This window comes from Streptomyces sp. CB00316 (assembly GCF_001905595.1).
GTDB lineage: Bacteria > Actinomycetota > Actinomycetes > Streptomycetales > Streptomycetaceae > Streptomyces.
The window spans coordinates 432441-450204 of record NZ_LIXI01000006.1; the positions used below are offsets into that span (position 1 = coordinate 432441).

The following is a 17764-nucleotide window of genomic DNA, read 5'->3' on the forward strand; positions in this document are numbered from 1 at the left end:
GTGTCCACCCCCATGAACGACACGCACCCCCCGACCACGGCAGCCACGGCAGCCGCCGAAGCCGCCGAACGCCTGATAGCCGAGTACCGCGCACTGCCCCCCGGCAGTGACCGCAAGCGCGAGATCATCACCGAACTGGACGCCAACGCACAGGCGTTGCCGTTCCTCGTCTCGGTGGTCGCCGACGCGCAGGAGTACGACCTCGCCCGCGTGGAGAGCGCCACCGTCCTGCGGGTCTGGCCCCCGGACGACCCCGACCTCCGCCGCCGCGCGGGCCGCGCCCTGCTCACCGCCCTGCGGGAACCGGAGGAGGACCTGGTCCGCCAGTACGCGGCGATGTCGCTCGCGCCCTACACCTCGGACCCGCTCGTCGCGATGGCCCTGGACTCCACCGCCCGGGCGGACCAGGACCCGCTCGTACGGGACAGCGCCCGGTTCTCCATCAAGGAGTCCCACCGACTCCAGGAGACCGGAGCCGGAGGGCCCTGAGAGCTCTCAGTTCCTGCGCGGCCCGCCGAGCCACCCGGCGACCTCGGTCGCCCAGTAGGTGAGGATCATCTGCGCCCCGGCCCGCCGGATACCGGTCAGGCTCTCCAGGATCGCCTTGTCCCGGTCGATCCAGCCCTTCTCGGCGGCGGCCTCGATCATCGCGTACTCGCCGCTGATCTGGTACGCCGCGACCGGCACGTCCACGGACTCCGCGACCTTGGCGACGATGTCCAGATACGGTCCGGCGGGCTTCACCATGACCATGTCGGCGCCCTCCTCCAGGTCCAGCGCCAGCTCCCGCAGCGACTCCCGGGCGTTGGCCGGGTCCTGCTGGTAGGTCTTGCGGTCGCCGGTCAGCGAGGAGCCGACGGCCTCGCGGAAGGGGCCGTAGAAGGCGGAGCTGTACTTCGCGGTGTAGGCGAGGATCGACACGTCCTCGTACCCGGTCTGGTCCAGGGCGTCCCGGATGACACCGACCTGGCCGTCCATCATCCCGCTGGGGCCCACCACATGGGCCCCGGCGTCCGCCTGGACCTGGGCCATCTCCGCGTACCGCTCCAGGGTCGCGTCGTTGTCCACGCGGCCGTCATCCGTCAGGACCCCGCAGTGGCCGTGGTCGGTGTACTCGTCCAGGCACAGGTCCGACATGACGACGAGCTCGTCCCCGACCTCCTCGCGCACCGCCCGCAGGCCGAGCTGGAGGATGCCGTCGGGGTCGGTGCCCGCCGTGCCCCGGGCGTCCTTCTTCGCGTCCTCCGGCACCCCGAAGAGCATGATCCCCGAGACTCCGGCCGAGACCGCCTCGACGGCCGTCTTCCGCAGGGTGTCCAGGGTGTGCTGGTGCACGCCGGGCATGGCCGAGATGGCGACCGGGACGTCGATGCCCTCCCGTACGAACGCGGGGAGGATCAGGTTCGCGGGGTCGAGCCGAGTCTCGGCGACCATCCGCCGCATCGCCGGGGTCGTCCGCAGCCGCCGAGGGCGGGAGCCGGGGAAGTTTCCGTACGCAGTCATCCTTCGACGATAGACCCGCCCACATCACCCTCTTACCGACACCCGCGCCGGGAAAGGCCCCGGAAGCAGCGGTGGGCCCGGCCGCCGAAGCGACCGGGCCCCCTCATCCACGTAACCGCTACGTCGTCGTCCGGCGCCTGCGCGCACCCGGGCGCCGCTCGCTCGGCCGGGTCACCGGGTCACCGGCCTCCTTCGCCGCGTCCCGCCGCTGCGCGCCGAAGGCGGAGAGCGCCTCGGCGAGCTTGTGCACGGACGGCTCCGGGGACAGGACGTCAACGCGCAGGCCGTGCTCCTCGGCGGTCTTCGCGGTGGCCGGGCCGATACACGCGATGACCGTCACGTTGTGCGGCTTGCCCGCGATGCCGACCAGGTTGCGCACCGTCGAGGACGAGGTGAACAGAACCGCGTCGAAGCCGCCGCCCTTGATCGCCTCGCGGGTGTCGGCCGGCGGCGGCGAGGCGCGGACCGTGCGGTACGCGGTGACGTCGTCGACCTCCCAGCCCAGCTCGATCAGCCCGGCCACCAGGGTCTCGGTGGCGATGTCGGCGCGCGGCAGGAACACCCGGTCGATCGGGTCGAAGACCGGGTCGTAGGGCGGCCAGTCCTCCAGCAGCCCGGCGGCGGACTGCTCACCCGAGGGCACCAGGTCCGGCTTCACACCGAAGTCGACCAGCGCGGCGGCGGTCTGCTCACCGACCGCCGCGACCTTGATCCCGGCGAACGCACGGGCGTCGAGCCCGTACTCCTCGAACTTCTCCCGCACGGCCTTGACGGCGTTCACGCTGGTGAAGGCGATCCACTCGTAGCGCCCGGTGACCAGGCCCTTGACCGCGCGCTCCATCTGCTGGGGCGTACGCGGCGGCTCGACGGCGATCGTCGGGACCTCGTGCGGCACCGCACCGTAGGAACGCAGCTGGTCGGAGAGCGACGCGGCCTGCTCCTTCGTACGCGGCACGAGCACCTTCCAGCCGAACAGCGGCTTGGACTCGAACCACGCGAGCTGGTCGCGCTGGGCGGCGGAGCTGCGCTCACCGACCACGGCTATGACCGGCCGGTGCCCCTCCGGCGACGGGAGCACCTTCGCCTGCTTGAGGGTCTGGGCGATCGTCCCGAGGGTCGCCGTCCAGGTCCGCTGGCGGGTGGTGGTGCCGCCGATCGTGACGGTGAGCGGGGTGTCGGGCTTGCGGCCGGCCGAGACCAGCTCACCGGCGGCGGCCGCGACCGAGTCCAGCGTGGTGGAGACGACGGCGGTCGCGTCGCTCGCGCCGACCTCGCTCCAGCACCGGTCGGAGGCCGTACGCGCGTCGACGAAGCGCACGTCGGCGCCCTGCGCGTCACGCAGCGGCACCCCGGCGTACGCGGGCACGCCCACGGCGTTCGCGACGCCCGGGACGACCTCGAAGGGCACCCCGGCGGCGGCGCAGGCGAGCATCTCCGCGCCCGCGTCGCCGTCCAGGCCCGGGTCGCCCGCGACAGCACGGACCACCCGCCTGCCGCCCTTCGCCGCCTCCATGACAAGATTGGCCGCGTCCCTGAGAACGGGCACTCCGGCGACTGTTGACGGCACGTCAACAACCGCCAGCTCAGGGGTGCTTACGCCTGCCCGCGCATGGCCGCGAACGACGTCGAGAACGTCCGGTTCGGCGACAAGGACGTCCGCGCTCGCAAGCGCCTCGACGGCGCGCAGCGTCAGCAGTCCCGGGTCGCCGGGACCGGCGCCGAGGAAGGTGACCTGACCTCGTGGGGACAGGGCAGGAAAGTCGGATGCGGCGGGGCCGGTGGGGCTCAAAGTGCTCGCTCCCCCATAAGACCGGCCGCACCCTTGGCGAGCATCTCGGCCGCGAGTTCGCGACCGAGGGCCGCCGCGTCGTCGTGCGACGTGGGGACGGGACCGGTGGTGGACAGCTGTACCAGCGAGGAACCGTCGGTGGAACCGACGACTCCGCGCAGGCGCAGTTCGTTGACAACCTGTCCGTCGACCAGGAGGTCGGCCAGCGCACCCACAGGTGCGGAGCAGCCGGCCTCCAGGGCGGCGAGCAGGGCACGTTCGACGGTCACGGCGACCCGGGTGTACGGGTCGTCGAGCTCGGCGAGCGCGGCGGCGAGGTCGGCGCTGGTAGCAGCGCACTCGATCGCCAGTGCTCCCTGGCCGGGAGCGGGCAGAACGGTGTCGACCGGCAGGAAGTCGGTCACCTCACCGGTCCGGCCCAGACGGCTGAGCCCGGCGGCGGCGAGAACCACCGCGTCGAGCTCCCCGTCCCGCACGAACCCGATGCGCGTGTCGACGTTGCCCCGGATGGGGACGGTCTCGATCCGCAGGCCGCGGGAGCGGGCGTACGCGTTGAGCTGCGCCATGCGGCGCGGCGAACCGGTGCCGATGCGGGCGCCGTCGGGCAGCTGCGCGAAGGTCAGCCCGTCGCGGGCCACCAGGGCGTCGCGCGGGTCCTCGCGCTGCGGCACGGCGGCCAGCACCAGCTCGTCGGGCTGCGAGGTCGGCAGGTCCTTGAGCGAGTGGACGGCGAAGTCCACCTCGCCCCGCAGCAGCGCCTCGCGCAGGGCCGCGACGAACACACCGGTGCCGCCGATCTGCGCCAGGTGCTCGCGGGAGGTGTCCCCGTACGTGGTGATCTCGACGAGCTCGACGGCGCGCCCGGTCACCTCGCGGACCGCCTCGGCGACGAGGCCGGACTGGGCCATGGCGAGCTTGGAGCGCCGGGTGCCCAGCCGGAGCGGCGCGGAGTTCCGCGCGCCCGGCGATGAGTTGTCGGTCATGACCGCCCTCTATTCGGGTCGTTCAGGTCTGCCCGGGAGACGGCGGCCACCGTCTGCGGGTCGAGGTCGAAGAGTTCACGCAGCGCGTCCGCGTACCCGGCACCGCCGGGCTCACTGGCCAGCTGCTTGACCCGCACGGTGGGCGCGTGCAGGAGCTTGTCGACGACGCGGCGCACGGTCTGGGTGATCTCGGCGCGCTGCTTCTCGTCCAGGTCGGGGAGGCGGCCGTCCAGCCGGGCGATCTCGCCGGCGACCACGCCGGCGGCCATGGTGCGCAGGGCGACCACGGTCGGCGCGACATGGGCGGCGCGCTGGGCGGCGCCGAAGGCGGCCACCTCGTCGGCGACGATCGTGCGCACCTGGTCCACGTCGGCGGCCATCGGGGCGTCGGCGGAGGCGTCGGCGAGCGACTCGATGTCGACGAGGCGGACGCCGTCGATGCGGTGGGCGGCGCCGTCGATGTCGCGCGGCATGGCGAGGTCGAGGAGGGCCAGCTTGACCGGTCCGGTGGACTGCGCGGGCAGCGTGACGCGACGGGGCGCGGCCTTGGCCTCCGGGGCGGAGGTGGCGGAACCGTTCTCCACCCAGGCGGCGTGCTGGTCGACGTCGGCGGGGGCCGGGGGGACCGTGACGGCGGGCGCCTCGGCCGGGGCGTCCAGGGTGACGCCGAGGGCGTCGGCCAGGGCGTCGGCGGTGAGGACGAGGCCGGTGGCGCCGGTGCAGGAGACGACGACGTCGGCACGTGTCAGTTCGTCGCCGACCGCCGACATCTCGACGGCGTGCGCGCGCACGGTGGTGTCGTCGCCCTGCTGGAGGATCTCCACCAGCCGGTCGGCGCGGGAGCGGGTCCGGTTGGCGACGACGATCTCGGCGACCCCGGTCCGGGCCAGGGTGGCGGCGGCCAGCGAGGACATGGAGCCGGCGCCGATCACCAGGGCGCGCTTGCCCTGGGCCCAGAGGCCCGGGTCGGCCCCGGCGGCGAGCTGCTGGAGCCCGAAGGAGACGAGCGACTGCCCGGCCCGGTCGATCCCGGTCTCGCTGTGGGCGCGCTTGCCGACCCGCAGGGCCTGCTGGAAGAGGTCGTTGAGCAGCCGTCCGGCGGTGTGCAGCTCCTGGCCGCGCGCGAGCGCGTCCTTGATCTGGCCGAGGATCTGGCCCTCGCCGACGACCATCGAGTCCAGGCCGCAGGCCACCGAGAAGAGGTGGTGGACGGCCCGGTCCTCGTAGTGCACATAGAGATACGGAGTGAGCTCGTCCAGCCCGACGCCGCTGTGCTGGGCGAGCAGGGTGGAGAGTTCGGCGACGCCCGCGTGGAACTTGTCCACGTCCGCGTACAGCTCGATGCGGTTGCAGGTGGCCAGCACGGCGGCCTCGGTCGCGGGTTCCGCGGCGAGGGTGTCCTGGAGCAGCTTGGCCTGGGTGCCCACAGCGAGGGAGGCCCGCTCCAGTACGGAGACGGGGGCGCTGCGGTGGCTCAGCCCGACGACGAGGAGGCTCATGCCGGCATCACGGCGGGCATGTCGCCGTCGGGTCCCTTCCGGCTCGCGGGCGTGGCACGCATCGGCGGGGCCTCGGGGTCGTCGCCCTCCACGGGCGCGTCCTCGCCGGCCTTGCGCTGCTCGTGGAACGCCAGGATCTGCAGCTCGATGGAGAGGTCGACCTTCCGTACGTCGACGCCCTCGGGCACCGAGAGAACGGTCGGCGCGAAGTTCAGGATGGAGGTCACCCCGGCGGCCACGAGCCGGTCGCAGACCTGCTGGGCGGCGCCGGGCGGGGTGGTGATCACGCCGATGGACACACCGTTGTCGCTGATGATCCGGTCCAGGTCGTCCGTGTGCTGGACGGCGATCCCGGCCACCGGCGTACCGGCCATGGCGGGGTCGGCGTCGATCAGCGCGGCGACCCGGAAGCCGCGGGAGGCGAAGCCGCCGTAGTTGGCGAGGGCCGCGCCGAGGTTACCGATGCCGACGATGGCGACCGGCCAGTCCTGGGTGAGCCCGAGCTCGCGGGAGATCTGGTAGACGAGATACTCGACGTCGTACCCGACACCGCGGGTGCCGTAGGACCCCAGGTAGCTGAAGTCCTTGCGCAGCTTCGCGGAGTTGACCCCGGCCGCGGTCGCCAGTTCCTCGGAGGAGACCGTGGGAACGGACCGCTCGGAGAGCGCGGTGAGTGCGCGCAGGTACAGCGGAAGTCGGGCGACGGTGGCCTCGGGAATTCCTCGGCTACGGGTCGCCGGTCGGTGAGTTCGGCCAGTTGCCACGGTGCTCCTGCGGGATGAGCGGGGCTGCAGGCGGCCGTATGTCCCAAGACCGCCCCGTCGAATGCAGGCTATGTCTTTGTGAACGCGTGCACAAAGATGATGTCCGTTTTGTCCGGTCAAAGTGACCGGGGTCACGCACATTGCCCGCGCGGCCCCGGAACCAAGGACCGCATCTGCCCGTTGCAACCTCGAAGGGGGCAAAGCGGTACACACTCCTCACGTCTACGCCCCCGAGACCACTCAAAACGCCCACGATGTTAACCGAGTTTCACGTCCGCACCCAGCGCCTTGCGCAGTCTCGCCGGGTCCACCCGCCAGAACGTGTGCTGTTCGTCATCGATCAGCACCACCGGAATCTGCTCCCAGTACTCCTTGTACAGCGCCTCGTCCTCGGTGATGTCCTTCTCCACCCACGACGCACCGGTCTCCTCACAGACCGCGCTCACCACCGCCCGGGCGTCCTCGCACAGATGGCAGCCGGGCTTCCCCACGAGGGTGACCACCCGCTCGGCGGGCTTCTTCTTCGTACGACGCAGCAGAGGACTCATGCCTCTCATTCTGCGCCCACCCACCAGACCGACGGACCGTCCGGAATCGCCCGATTAACGATGCGGCCTCGCAGAGTTCACACCACCGCATCCCGGCAGGTCGGGCACGTACCGGCGGACTGGCTATGCTCACCGCATGGCCGCTCTTGGATGGCTCACACCCCGTAGGCGTTCCGCAACCGCACGGAGCGTCCTGGCAGGCGAGGCCGCGGCCGAGGCCGCACGCAAGACCTCGGCCGAGGACGAATCCGCCCTCCTGACCGGAGCCCCCGACGCTCCCGAGGAGCCCGCGTTCCCCGTCGCCGGGGACGACCGCGCCGCCGCCTTCTTCGACCTCGACAACACCGTCATGCAGGGCGCCGCCATCTTCCACTTCGGCCGGGGCCTGTACAAGCGCAAGTTCTTCGAGCGCCGCGAGCTCACCCGCTTCGCCTGGCAGCAGGCCTGGTTCCGGCTGGCCGGCGTCGAGGACCCCGAGCACATGCAGGACGCCCGTGACAGCGCGCTCTCCATCGTCAAGGGCCACCGCGTCTCCGAACTGATGTCCATCGGCGAGGAGATCTACGACGAGTACATGGCCGACCGCATCTGGCCCGGCACCCGCGCCCTGGCCCAGGCCCACCTCGACGCCGGCCAGCGCGTCTGGCTGGTCACCGCCGCCCCGGTGGAGACCGCCACCATCATCGCCCGCCGCCTCGGCCTGACCGGTGCGCTCGGCACCGTCGCCGAATCGGTCGACGGCGTCTACACGGGCCGCCTGGTGGGCGAGCCGCTGCACGGCCCCGCCAAGGCCGAAGCCGTACGCGCCCTGGCGGCGGCCGAGGGCCTGGACCTGGAGCGGTGCGCCGCCTACAGCGACTCGCACAACGACATCCCGATGCTCTCGCTGGTCGGCCACCCCTACGCGATCAACCCGGACACCAAGCTCCGCAAGCACGCCCGCGCCCTGGACTGGCGGCTGCGCGACTACCGCACCGGCCGCAAGGCGGCCAAGGTCGGCATCCCCGCCGCGGCCGGGGTCGGCGCACTGGCGGGCGGCACCGCCGCCGCTCTCGCCCTGCACCGCCGCCGCCGCTGACCGCGACCCACGCAACGCGCTGTGCCCGTCAACCGGGCGCCAGGCGGTAGAGCGACAGATCACGAAGCAATCCGATCAATAAGTGGTCACGATGTGCTGCTCGATGCGCCACTTAGCGATACAAGAAGCGACGTAATCGATGATTTAGGCAACTGGGTGTAGCGCCGCCTGCACGAAGCGTTATTCTCCTCAGACGCATCACGGAGACCGCCGCTCGTTACGACGAGTGACGTTTTTCGAACTGCTCGTGATGGAAGCTCTGCCTCTGGGAGTCCCGTGTACCCACACGTCGGGGTTGACGCCTCGGGCCTGGCTACGCTGCGTGCATCGGTCATTGACCGCCTGCGCGGCTTCGTCCCCACCGCGTACGCCGTCCCCGCCTTTGCCACCCCTGCACCTGCCGGCCCGTGCTACGCCATGGCCGAACGCAGTGCGGCGGTCGGAAGACGCAGTACCCGCGCCGCCTCGACCACGTCGACCGTCCGCCGTCCCACGGCCGACAGCGACAGCGCGCGCATGATGGACCTCGTCGAGCGCGCGCAGGCCGGTGAGGCTGACGCCTTCGGCCGCCTGTACGACCAGTACAGCGACACCGTGTACCGGTACATCTACTACCGCGTGGGCGGCAAGGCGACCGCGGAGGACCTCACCAGTGAGACCTTCCTCCGCGCGCTGCGCCGTATCTCCACGTTCACCTGGCAGGGCCGCGACTTCGGCGCCTGGCTGGTCACCATCGCTCGCAACCTGGTCGCCGACCACTTCAAATCCAGTCGGTTCCGACTGGAAGTGACCACCGGCGAAATGCTGGACGCCAACGAGGTGGCGCGCTCCCCCGAGGACTCCGTCCTGGAGTCCCTCTCCAACGCCGCACTGCTCCAGGCCGTGCGCCGACTCAATCCACAGCAGCAGGAGTGCGTCACGCTGCGCTTCCTGCAAGGCCTCTCGGTCGCCGAGACGGCCCGGGTGATGGGAAAGAACGAGGGCGCGATCAAAACGCTTCAGTACCGCGCCGTGCGGACGCTCGCCCGGCTCCTGCCCGACGACGCCCGCTGACCGGGGCAGCCACATCCGCTGTCCGTAAGTGACCTTCCCCTCACGCACTGGTCCGATCATCTTTCGTGCGTAACCCAAGTGCCGCGGCGCTCGTTGTGCGGGTTGCAGGCCCCCTGCCGTCACTCCATGTCCGTAACCACTCACTCCATCGAGTGGAAACGCTCAAGGTGTGCAACCTTCCGGACCGCCAGGGGAGTCGACCGTCATGACGAGAGGAGGTGCCGCCAGTGATCGCAAACGTTTCGGCACACCGGCGGGCGAACGCCTTCGCCCAGGCCCTGGAGGAGCAGACCCCCCAGGGTGCGGCGGCCGTACAGCCCGAGGAGCCGGCCGACCAGGCCGACCGCGGACCGCTGTTGGCCCTGGCGAACGGCCTCGGTGAGCTACCGAAGCCGCAGTTGGACCCCGAGGTCAAAGTGGTGCAGCGAGCCCAGCTCGTCGCGGCCATGGAGACCATGTTCGCCGAGGGCGGCGCATCGACGGGCCCTACGGTGCCCGTACAACGGGGCAAGGGGGCCCACCGGGCCTCACCACTGCGCAAACTGCGACCCCGCTCCCGCTGGGCGAAGGGGCTCACCGCCGGTGGGCTCACCGTGGGTGTGGCAGCCGGAGCGTTCGGCGGGGTGGCCGCTGCCAGCTCCGACGCCCTGCCCGGTGACTCGCTGTACGGGCTGAAGCGCGGGATGGAGGACATCAGCCTCGGCATGGCCAAGGGCGACGCCGACCGCGGCGAGGCCTACCTGGACCAGGCGTCCACCCGGCTCAGCGAGGCCCGCAGACTCATGGAGCGCGGCCGCGCCGGCGAGCTGGACCACGAATCCCTCGGCGCCGTCAGACGCGCGCTCAACGGCATGTCCCACGACGCCTCCGAGGGCCACCGCCTGCTCCACTCCGCATACCAGCGCGACGGATCCATCGGCCCCATCCAGACCCTGGACACCTTCTCCCGCTCGCACCGCTCCGCCTGGAGCAGCCTCCGCGACCGGCTCCCCGTCCAGCTCACCGACATCCGCGACCAGGTCAGCTCCGTCTTCGAGGCCATAGAGGACGACGTCGCCCCGCTCCAGTCCCTCCTCCCCCGCCCCCCGGGCGGCAGCGAGGACACCGGACGCAGCGACACCACCACACCGGACACCGGGACCCCCCGGACCGACGACCCCGCCCCCGCCGCCCCGTCCCCGTCCGAGGGCCGCCCCGACTCCAGCACCGCACCCAAGCCGTCGGACCCCACGGGCTCCCCCGGCTCCTCCGACCCGACCCCCGACGACGGCCTCCTCGGCGGTGGTACGGACGGACTGCTCGACGACCTCCCCACGGACGGGCTCCCCCAGCCGTCCCCGGAGGACCGGCCCAGCACCTCGCCCCGCCCCGCCCCGGACGTCACCCTGCCCCCGCTGCTCCCCGGGCTCCTCCCCGGCCTCGGGATCAGCGGGGAGAACCTCGAGCCCTAGCCGTAGGACGTACGTCGGAGGGGGGCCGGTACGCGGATCGCGTACCGGCCCCCCTCACGTACCCCAACCCTCAGAAGAAGACCGACCGCCGCTGCACGAGCAGCTTGTACAGCGTGTGCTGGATCTGCTCCCGCACCTGGTCCGTCAGGTTGAACATCAGCATCGGGTCCTCGGCCGCCTCCGGCGGATAGCCGTCCGTCGGGATCGGCTCACCGAACTGGATCGTCCACTTCGTCGGCAACGGCACCGCACCCAACGGCCCCAGCCACGGGAACGTCGGTGTGATCGGGAAGTACGGGAAACCCAGCAGCCGCGCCAGCGTCTTCGCGTTGCCGATCATCGGGTAGATCTCCTCGGCCCCCACGATCGAGCACGGGACGATCGGCGCCCCCGCCCGCAGCGCCGTCGAGACGAACCCGCCGCGCCCGAACCGCTGCAGCTTGTACCGGTCGCCGAACGGCTTGCCGATCCCCTTGAAACCCTCCGGCATCACCCCGACGATCTCGCCGAGCTCCAGCAGCCGCTGCGCGTCCTCCGCACAGGCCAGCGTGTGCCCGGCCTTGCGCGCCAGCTCGTTGACGACCGGCAGATGGAAGACCAGATCGGCGGCGAGCAGCCGCAGATGACGCTCGGCCGGATGGTTGTCGTGCACCGCGACCTGGAGCATCAGCCCGTCCAGCGGCAGCGTCCCGGAGTGGTTGGCCACGATGAGCGCCCCGCCGTCCGACGGGATGTTCTCGATGCCCTTCACCTCGACCCGGAAGTACTTGTCCGCCAGCGGCCGCAGGGCCGACATCAGGACCTGGTCGGTGAGTTCCTTGTCGTAACCGAACTCGTCGACCTCGTAATCACCGGTGACCCGCCGTCGCAGGAACGCGAGCCCGCCCGCGATCCGCCGGTCCCAGCCACCGCCGGTCTCGCCCACCGGGGGCTCCGGGGCCTCCTGGGGCCGCTGAGGCTCCTGCGGGTCCGCCCCGGCCTCCGGGGAGGGCTCAGGTAGCCGGCCGCCCGGCAGGGCGCTCACAGGGGCCGTGGAGCCGTCGTCCCGCCCACCGCCGCCGCCCCCGGTCCGGCGCCGGACCGGACGCGAGCCGCCACCGGACCGCGAACGGTCGTCGTCGAACGGAATGACCTTGGCATCCGCCATCGTGGCCGCGCTCCTCTACCTGGCGCCGTGAGTCGTCTGTACCGCGCCGGCCCCGCGCTCCCGCGGCCCGGCACCCCCCGGCAGCGGCAGCTCCGCCAGCCGGTCCACCGCCCTGCCCACCGTCTCCGGCGGCAGCAGCCCCGGCCCCCGGCTCCGCGCGAACTCCGCGAACGTCTCGGCCGTGGTGAACTCCGGCCGGAAACCGAGGGTCTCGCGCATCTGCACGGTCGAGACCACCCGGCCGTGGGTCAGCAGTCGGATCTGCTCCGGCGAGAAGTCGGTCATCCCGATCGTACGGAGCGCCGAGCCGACCCACGTGACCGCGGGCAGCAGCACCGGCACGGTCGGCTTCCCCAGCCGCCGCGAGCACTGCGAGAGCAACAGCACGCCCTCCCCGGCGATGTTGAACGTCCCGCTGTTCAGCGTCCCGCGCCGCGGCTCGCGCGCCGCGATCCCCAGTACGTCGACGACGTCGTCCTCGTGCACGAACTGGAGCCGGGGGTCGTAGCCGAAGACCGTCGGCAGGACCGGCAGCGACAGATAGTCCGCCAGCGGCGAGTCCGGCCGCGGCCCCAGGATGTTGGCGAACCGCAGCACACACACCGCGACGTCCGGCCGACGGCGGGCGAAGCCCCGTACGTACCCCTCGACCTCCACCGCGTCCTTCGCGAATCCGCCGCTCGGCAGCGACTTGGGCGGGGTGGTCTCGGTGAAGACCGCCGGATCGCGGGGCGCCGACCCGTACACGCTCGTACTGGACTTCACCACGAGCCGCTGAACGGTCGGCGACTTCTGACAGGCACCGAGCAGCTGCATGGTGCCGATGACGTTGGTCTCCTTGATCGCCGTCCGGCCGCCGGCGCCGAGCGCCTTGCCGGAGACGTCCAGGTGCACGACCGTGTCGACCGCGTACTCGGCCAGGATCCGCCCCAGGGCGGACTGCCGGATGTCCGCGCGGACGAACTCCGCCTCCCCCAGCGGATGCGAGGGCGCGACCGCGTCCACGGCGATCACCCGGTCCACCCCGGGATCGCGCTGGACGCGCCGGACGAAGCGGCCCCCCAACTGCCGGGCCACTCCTGTGACGAGGACGACCTTCCCCAAGACCAGCGCCTTCCGTCGGACCGGGAAGCGGTACCTGCTTCCCGCGGTAACTTCCCTGGCCGTCACCGTAGCGGGTGGACGCCGCCCTGTGATGACCCCATGCCCCGAAACGCACCGCAGCCCTCCCGCCGGAACGGCGGGAGGGCTGCGGATCTCACGAACTGCGTTCGCCTACTTCTTGTTGCGACGCTGAACGCGCGTGCGCTTGAGCAGCTTGCGGTGCTTCTTCTTGGCCATCCGCTTACGCCGCTTCTTGATAACAGAGCCCACGACTACCCTCGCTCACTTCATCTTCACTGGTGCGGGGCGTCTGGGCCCACACGACCTACGTCGGCCTAGCCTACCCGCCACCGGGTGAGGGACGTAATCCGAGGGCAAACCCCAGGCGTCCGACGGCCTTCCTCAGGGTTCCGAGGGCGGCCTCAGGCTGATTCCACCCCCACAAAGGACTCGCGGAGATACGCGTGAACCGCTTGCTCCGGCACCCGGAAGGACCTTCCCACCCGGATCGCCGGCAGATGACCGCTGTGCACCAAGCGGTACACGGTCATCTTCGACACTCGCATGACCGAGGCGACTTCCGCCACGGTCAGAAACCTGACCTCGTTCAGAGGCCTTTCGTTGTCAGCAGCCATGACCCACCTGTACCTTCCGCACCGGACGCGCACCGGCTTCCCCTCCGGTGACTCTTCGTCGCTGTGCGCTCACTCCCCAGGTTAGGGGCGGGTGGTGCGAGTGGGGAAGAGGAGGGACGTCCGGGCGGCTACGAGGACAGACCGGCCCGGTGGAGCACATACCGCGTCAGTGGCCGGTAGTAGTGCGAACGGACCCCGTCATCCAGCGGTACGACGACCGAAACCCGCCCCTCGGCCTCGCCGACGAAGAGCGCGGGATCATCCGTATCCGCCGGCCCGATCGCCTCGATACCGAGCTGACCTGCACCGCAGACCCACCCGTGATCCCCGATCACCAGCTCGGGAAGAACCCCGTACCGCTCCGCCGCGTCCTGGAGCGCCACCCGGACCGGCAGCGGGGAATGCGTGTGTGCGCCGGTTTCACCACCCGAGGGCCGCCCCCCGGGCTCGCGTACCAGCGCGACCCCCCGTACGTAGTCGAGGTGGTACGTACGTACGCCGAATCGGGTCGTTATGTCGATACATCTCCCCTGCGCGGGGGTGAGGACAGGGCATCCCGCCGACGACAAGGCGTCTGCCAGCCCGGCGTAGAACCCCAGCAGCCGGTGCGGATGCCCGGTCCCCAGCAGCACCGGGGCCCGCAGCGACGCCACCCGCCCCAGCCGCTCCGCGAAGGCGTCCAGCGCGGCCACCGTCCGCTCCGGATCGATCGCGTCCGGACCCGACACATGTGCTGGATCGGCCGAGACCCCGCACCTCTCCGCCATCAGCCGCAGCACCTCCGGCTCGGCCCAGGCCCGCTCGGGCGAGAGCCCGAGCATCACCCGCGGATCGCGCGCGGCGAACAGCCGGTAGCTGCGCAGACTGTTCTCGCGCGACGTGGCAACAGGCCCGGCCAGCCGGGCCGCCAGCAGATGGGCGCGCAACGCCCCGGTGCTCATCACCATCGGGATGCTGCCGTACCGGCCACCCGGGCGGGCCGAAATCCCGGTACGCCCCACCGTTGGCGTAACCGCACGGCACAATGCCCCATCCGGTACGCGGACGTCAGGCGAGCAGCCCTCGCAACGGGAACGCCGCCTTACGGGTAGCGATGACCGCCTGGTCCAGCCGGTCCGCCGGGTCGTACCCGTCCTCCCAGGACTGCCATGAGGGCGTGCGCCCGTCGGTCATCCGGCCGGGGCCCAGCTGCCGCGTACGGGCGTAGACAAGATCCCGCCACGACGGCGGCACCACCGACTCCGGGTCCACGGGCGCGTGCGCGGCGATCCCCACGAGATGCGTCCACGACCGCGGTACGACATCCACCACCGCGTACCCGCCCCCGCCGAGCGCCACCCACCGCCCGCCCTCGGCGTGAGTGTGGGCCAGCTCGTGACAGGACTCCATCACCGCCCGCTGCGCGTCCAGGGAGACGGCGAGGTGGGCGAGCGGGTCCTCGAAGTGCGTGTCGGCCCCGTGCTGCGTGACGAGTACCTGGGGCCGGAAATCGGCCAGCAGCTCGGGCACGACGGCGTGGAAGGCCCGCAGCCACCCCGCGTCCCCGGTCCCGGCGGGCAACGCCAGGTTCACCGCGGAACCCTCGCCCGCCCCGGACCCGGTCTCCTCCGGCCACCCCGTCTGCGGGAAGAGCGTGCGCGGGTGCTCGTGCAGGGAGATGGTCAGAACCCTCGGGTCCTCCCAGAACGCGGCCTGCACCCCGTCCCCGTGGTGGACGTCCACATCGACGTACGCGACCCGCTCCGCGCCGAGCTCAAGCAGCCGGGCGATGGCGAGGGCCGGGTCGTTGTAGATGCAGAACCCGGCGGCCGCGCCCGGCATGGCGTGGTGCAGCCCCCCGGTGAAGTTCACCGCGTGCGCGGTCTCCCCACGCCACACGGCCTCCGCGGCCCCGACCGAAAGCCCGGCGATCAGCGCGGACGCCTCGTGCATCCCGGCGAACGCCGGATCGTCGACGGTCCCGAGCCCGTAGTCCTGGTCGGCGGCCCGCGGGTTCGCGGACGCGGCCCGCACGGCGGCCACGTAGTCCTGCCGGTGCACGAGCCGCAGGGTCGAGTCCCCCACGGGCTTCGCCCCCCGCAGGTCCACCGCCTCATCGAGCCCGAACGCCCGCACCAGCCCCATCGTCAGGGCGAGGCGGACCGGGTCCATGGGGTGACTCTCCCCGAAGTCGTATCCCGTAACTGCGTCATCCCACATCAGCTGTGTGCGGCCGCTCATGCCCGCCACCGTATCGGGCGGGCTCCGGAGCGAACGAGCGGGCATACACCAGCGTCACCAGCACCAGAACCATCGGTACGAGCATGGCGCCCCGGTAGCTCCACGCGTCGCCCAGAACCCCCACGAGCGGCGAGCCCACCAGGAACCCCACATAGTTGAAGATATTGAGCCGGGCCACCGCCGCGTCACTGTGCCCCGGGAACAACCGCCCGGCCGCAGCGAAGGTCTGCGGCACGATCACGCAGAGCCCGAGCCCCAGCATGGTGAACCCGAGCATCCCCACCCAGGGCCCCGGCGCCCCGGCCACCACCGCGAACCCGCCGGCCGCCAGCAGACTCCCGCCCCGCACGACGGCCACCGCACCGAACCGCCGCACCCCGAGGTCCCCGACGGCCCGCCCCAGCAGCGTCGTCACCATGTAGACGTTGTACGGCAGGGTCGACATCTGCTCCGACCCGCCGAGCACGTCCTGGAGGTACTTGGCACTCCAGTTGGAGACGGTCGAGTCACCGATGTACGCGAAACACATCACCAGGCAGAGCGGCAACAGCAGCTTCAACGACAGGGACCCACCGGCCGCTTTCGGAGCCCCTCCGCCGGCCGCCGCCTCCGGACTCCGCCCCTCGGTGTACCACCTGCTGCCCACCAGCGCGGCGGTCAGCAGGAGCGCCACGACGGGGAGGTAGGACGCGAACAGCGACAGATCCCAGCGCGCCCCGACCCACGCCAGGGACGCCCCGGCGATCCCCCCGAGACTGTACGCGGCGTGGAACCCGAGCATGATGGAGCGCCCGGACGCCCGCTGAAGGCTGACGCCCATCATGTTCATCGAGGCGTCCAGCGCCCCGACCGCCAGCCCGAAGACCCCGAGCGCCACTCCGATGTGCCAGAGCCGGCCGCCCGCACCCACCCCGAGCAGAGCGAGAAGGACGAGGGGCTGCGCCCACCGCAGGACGACACCGGGCCGCACCCGCGCGACCACCTTCTCGGTGAGTACGCTGCCGGCGCCCGCCAGGATCGGGACAGCGGCGAGGAAGACGGGCAGCAGCCCGTCGGATATCCCGTACTGGTCCTGCAAGGCGGGGATACGCGTCACGAGGAGAGCGAACGCCACCCCCTGGACACCGAAGCTCAGCGCCAGTGCGACCCTGCCGTGCCGCAAGCCCGCGTCTGTCATGCCCGCGTCTGTCATGGCCGCGAGCGTAAGCCCAGGATCTACCCATGGGTAGGTGGATCAGGCGAGCAGTTCCGGGAGTTGGGCCATGTCCGAGAAGTACCCGGTCACTCCGGCCAGCCGGTCCACGGGCATCATCGACGTGAACCCGTACACATCCATTCCCGCGGCCCGGGCCGCCTCGACGCCGAGCGGGCTGTCCTCGATGACGACGCACCGCTCCGGCGCGACCCCCATCCGCTCGGCGGCGTGCAGGAACAGGTCCGGCGCCGGCTTCCCGCGTCCGACGTCCTCCGAGCTGAAGATCCACTCCTCCTCGAACCACTGGTCGATCCCGGTCTTACGGTGCCCGACCCGGATCTTCTCGTGGCTCCCGGACGAGGCGACGCAGTAGTCGACCCCGTCGGCGACGAGCTTGCCGAGCACGTCCTCGACCCCGTCCACCGCCACCAGCTCCTCCTGGAAAGCAGCAAAGGTGCGGGCGTAGAGGGTGGTCTCGAAGTCCGCGGGGAGCTTCTCGCCACCCCGCTCCTCGACGAGGTCGTGCACCCGGTGCACGGCGGCCCCCATGTAGTCGCGGAGCGACTCCTCGTACGAGGTGGGGTGACCGAGTTCGGTGAGGTAGCCGGCGAGGATGGTGTTGGAGATCGGCTCACTGTCGACGAGCACACCATCGTTGTCGAAGATGACCAGTTCGTAGCGCATGGTTCGACCCTAGACGCTCAGAACGCAGAAAAGCCCCGCACCATACGGTGCGGGGCTTTCCCGGAAAAATTGTTCGGCGGCGTCCTACTCTCCCACAGGGTCCCCCCTGCA

Annotated in this window: 18 protein-coding genes; 4 read left to right on the top strand and 14 right to left on the bottom strand. The window is 71.3% G+C overall.

Translation table 11 applies throughout. The features are described 5' to 3' along the window. The first annotated feature begins 12 nt into the window (after nucleotides 1–12). The gene (locus tag AMK21_RS20235) at nucleotides 13–489 is read left to right on the top strand and encodes a hypothetical protein (protein ID WP_073879839.1); all 477 of its coding nucleotides are present in this window, start codon (nucleotides 13–15) and stop codon (nucleotides 487–489) included. A 6-nt stretch (nucleotides 490–495) separates the two neighbouring features. Here AMK21_RS20235 and hemB read toward each other — a convergent pair whose 3' ends face one another. The 6 genes from hemB to AMK21_RS20265 form a co-directional block, all read right to left on the bottom strand. Next, complete coding sequence (hemB, locus tag AMK21_RS20240; RefSeq protein ID WP_073879841.1) at nucleotides 496–1503, bottom strand: porphobilinogen synthase; 1008 nt, start codon at nucleotides 1501–1503, stop codon at nucleotides 496–498. 118 nt (nucleotides 1504–1621) lie between these two features. Then, complete coding sequence (locus AMK21_RS20245; protein WP_073879843.1) at nucleotides 1622–3292, bottom strand: uroporphyrinogen-III synthase; 1671 nt, start codon at nucleotides 3290–3292, stop codon at nucleotides 1622–1624. Beyond that, nucleotides 3289–4275, bottom strand: coding sequence for a hydroxymethylbilane synthase (hemC, locus tag AMK21_RS20250; protein WP_073879845.1), 987 nt, complete (start codon nucleotides 4273–4275; stop codon nucleotides 3289–3291). The genes AMK21_RS20245 and hemC overlap by 4 nt, the downstream gene beginning before the upstream one ends. After that, a complete protein-coding gene (locus tag AMK21_RS20255) occupies nucleotides 4272–5774 on the bottom strand; it encodes a glutamyl-tRNA reductase (protein WP_073879847.1) in 1503 nt (500 codons plus the stop codon). Before AMK21_RS20255 ends, hemC begins: the two co-directional genes overlap by 4 nt. After that, nucleotides 5771–6538, bottom strand: a complete 768-nt coding sequence (locus AMK21_RS20260; RefSeq protein ID WP_073879849.1) for a redox-sensing transcriptional repressor Rex — start codon at nucleotides 6536–6538, stop codon at nucleotides 5771–5773. The genes AMK21_RS20255 and AMK21_RS20260 overlap by 4 nt, the downstream gene beginning before the upstream one ends. Nucleotides 6539–6795: 257 nt before the next feature. Next, nucleotides 6796–7086, bottom strand: coding sequence for a glutaredoxin family protein (locus tag AMK21_RS20265; protein ID WP_073879851.1), 291 nt, complete (start codon nucleotides 7084–7086; stop codon nucleotides 6796–6798). Between the two features lie 136 nt (nucleotides 7087–7222). Between AMK21_RS20265 and AMK21_RS20270 the strand changes: the two genes are divergently transcribed. The 3 genes from AMK21_RS20270 to AMK21_RS20280 all read left to right on the top strand — a co-directional run bounded on the left by AMK21_RS20270 (nucleotide 7223) and on the right by AMK21_RS20280 (nucleotide 10668). Further along, nucleotides 7223–8164, top strand: a complete 942-nt coding sequence (locus tag AMK21_RS20270) for an HAD family hydrolase (RefSeq protein WP_073879853.1) — start codon at nucleotides 7223–7225, stop codon at nucleotides 8162–8164. A 276-nt stretch (nucleotides 8165–8440) separates the two neighbouring features. Further along, nucleotides 8441–9217, top strand: coding sequence for an ECF subfamily RNA polymerase sigma factor, BldN family (locus AMK21_RS20275; RefSeq protein ID WP_026241604.1), 777 nt, complete (start codon nucleotides 8441–8443; stop codon nucleotides 9215–9217). A 227-nt stretch (nucleotides 9218–9444) separates the two neighbouring features. Beyond that, nucleotides 9445–10668, top strand: coding sequence for a DUF5667 domain-containing protein (locus AMK21_RS20280; RefSeq protein WP_073879855.1), 1224 nt, complete (start codon nucleotides 9445–9447; stop codon nucleotides 10666–10668). 70 nt (nucleotides 10669–10738) lie between these two features. Here AMK21_RS20280 and AMK21_RS20285 read toward each other — a convergent pair whose 3' ends face one another. The 8 genes from AMK21_RS20285 to AMK21_RS20320 all read right to left on the bottom strand — a co-directional run bounded on the left by AMK21_RS20285 (nucleotide 10739) and on the right by AMK21_RS20320 (nucleotide 17653). Next, nucleotides 10739–11815: a lysophospholipid acyltransferase family protein gene (locus tag AMK21_RS20285; protein WP_073879857.1), complete on the bottom strand. Its 1077-nt coding sequence runs from the start codon at nucleotides 11813–11815 to the stop codon at nucleotides 10739–10741. Nucleotides 11816–11830: 15 nt separating this feature from the next. Further along, on the bottom strand, nucleotides 11831–12919 hold the full coding sequence (locus tag AMK21_RS20290) for an NAD-dependent epimerase/dehydratase family protein (protein WP_073879859.1): 1089 nt from the start codon (nucleotides 12917–12919) through the stop codon (nucleotides 11831–11833). Nucleotides 12920–13090: 171 nt separating this feature from the next. Beyond that, nucleotides 13091–13189, bottom strand: coding sequence for a 30S ribosomal protein bS22 (locus AMK21_RS20295; protein WP_003948845.1), 99 nt, complete (start codon nucleotides 13187–13189; stop codon nucleotides 13091–13093). 152 nt (nucleotides 13190–13341) lie between these two features. After that, complete coding sequence (locus AMK21_RS20300) at nucleotides 13342–13554, bottom strand: helix-turn-helix domain-containing protein (RefSeq protein WP_015609302.1); 213 nt, start codon at nucleotides 13552–13554, stop codon at nucleotides 13342–13344. Nucleotides 13555–13682: 128 nt separating this feature from the next. Beyond that, entirely contained in the window at nucleotides 13683–14498 is an 816-nt protein-coding gene (locus tag AMK21_RS20305) for a phosphatase (RefSeq protein ID WP_073879939.1), read from the bottom strand. A 103-nt stretch (nucleotides 14499–14601) separates the two neighbouring features. Beyond that, a complete protein-coding gene (locus tag AMK21_RS20310) occupies nucleotides 14602–15774 on the bottom strand; it encodes an acetoin utilization protein AcuC (protein WP_073879941.1) in 1173 nt (390 codons plus the stop codon). Then, nucleotides 15743–16951: an MFS transporter gene (locus AMK21_RS20315; protein WP_073879861.1), complete on the bottom strand. Its 1209-nt coding sequence runs from the start codon at nucleotides 16949–16951 to the stop codon at nucleotides 15743–15745. Before AMK21_RS20315 ends, AMK21_RS20310 begins: the two co-directional genes overlap by 32 nt. A gap of 57 nt (nucleotides 16952–17008) precedes the next feature. Beyond that, nucleotides 17009–17653 (bottom strand): HAD family hydrolase, encoded by a 645-nt coding sequence (locus AMK21_RS20320; RefSeq protein ID WP_073879863.1) that lies wholly within the window; start codon nucleotides 17651–17653, stop codon nucleotides 17009–17011. Nucleotides 17654–17764: the final 111 nt, after the last annotated feature.

Coding starts and splice junctions, on each gene's coding strand:
- AMK21_RS20315 (WP_073879861.1), bottom strand. CDS start 16,951: ATGACAGACGCGGGCTTGCGGCACGGCAGGGTCGCACTGGCGCTGAGC.
- hemB (WP_073879841.1), bottom strand. CDS start 1,503: ATGACTGCGTACGGAAACTTCCCCGGCTCCCGCCCTCGGCGGCTGCGG.
- AMK21_RS20265 (WP_073879851.1), bottom strand. CDS start 7,086: ATGAGTCCTCTGCTGCGTCGTACGAAGAAGAAGCCCGCCGAGCGGGTG.
- AMK21_RS20310 (WP_073879941.1), bottom strand. CDS start 15,774: ATGAGCGGCCGCACACAGCTGATGTGGGATGACGCAGTTACGGGATAC.
- AMK21_RS20255 (WP_073879847.1), bottom strand. CDS start 5,774: ATGAGCCTCCTCGTCGTCGGGCTGAGCCACCGCAGCGCCCCCGTCTCC.
- AMK21_RS20285 (WP_073879857.1), bottom strand. CDS start 11,815: ATGGCGGATGCCAAGGTCATTCCGTTCGACGACGACCGTTCGCGGTCC.
- AMK21_RS20235 (WP_073879839.1), top strand. CDS start 13: ATGAACGACACGCACCCCCCGACCACGGCAGCCACGGCAGCCGCCGAA.
- AMK21_RS20300 (WP_015609302.1), bottom strand. CDS start 13,554: ATGGCTGCTGACAACGAAAGGCCTCTGAACGAGGTCAGGTTTCTGACC.
- AMK21_RS20270 (WP_073879853.1), top strand. CDS start 7,223: ATGGCCGCTCTTGGATGGCTCACACCCCGTAGGCGTTCCGCAACCGCA.
- hemC (WP_073879845.1), bottom strand. CDS start 4,275: ATGACCGACAACTCATCGCCGGGCGCGCGGAACTCCGCGCCGCTCCGG.
- AMK21_RS20320 (WP_073879863.1), bottom strand. CDS start 17,653: ATGCGCTACGAACTGGTCATCTTCGACAACGATGGTGTGCTCGTCGAC.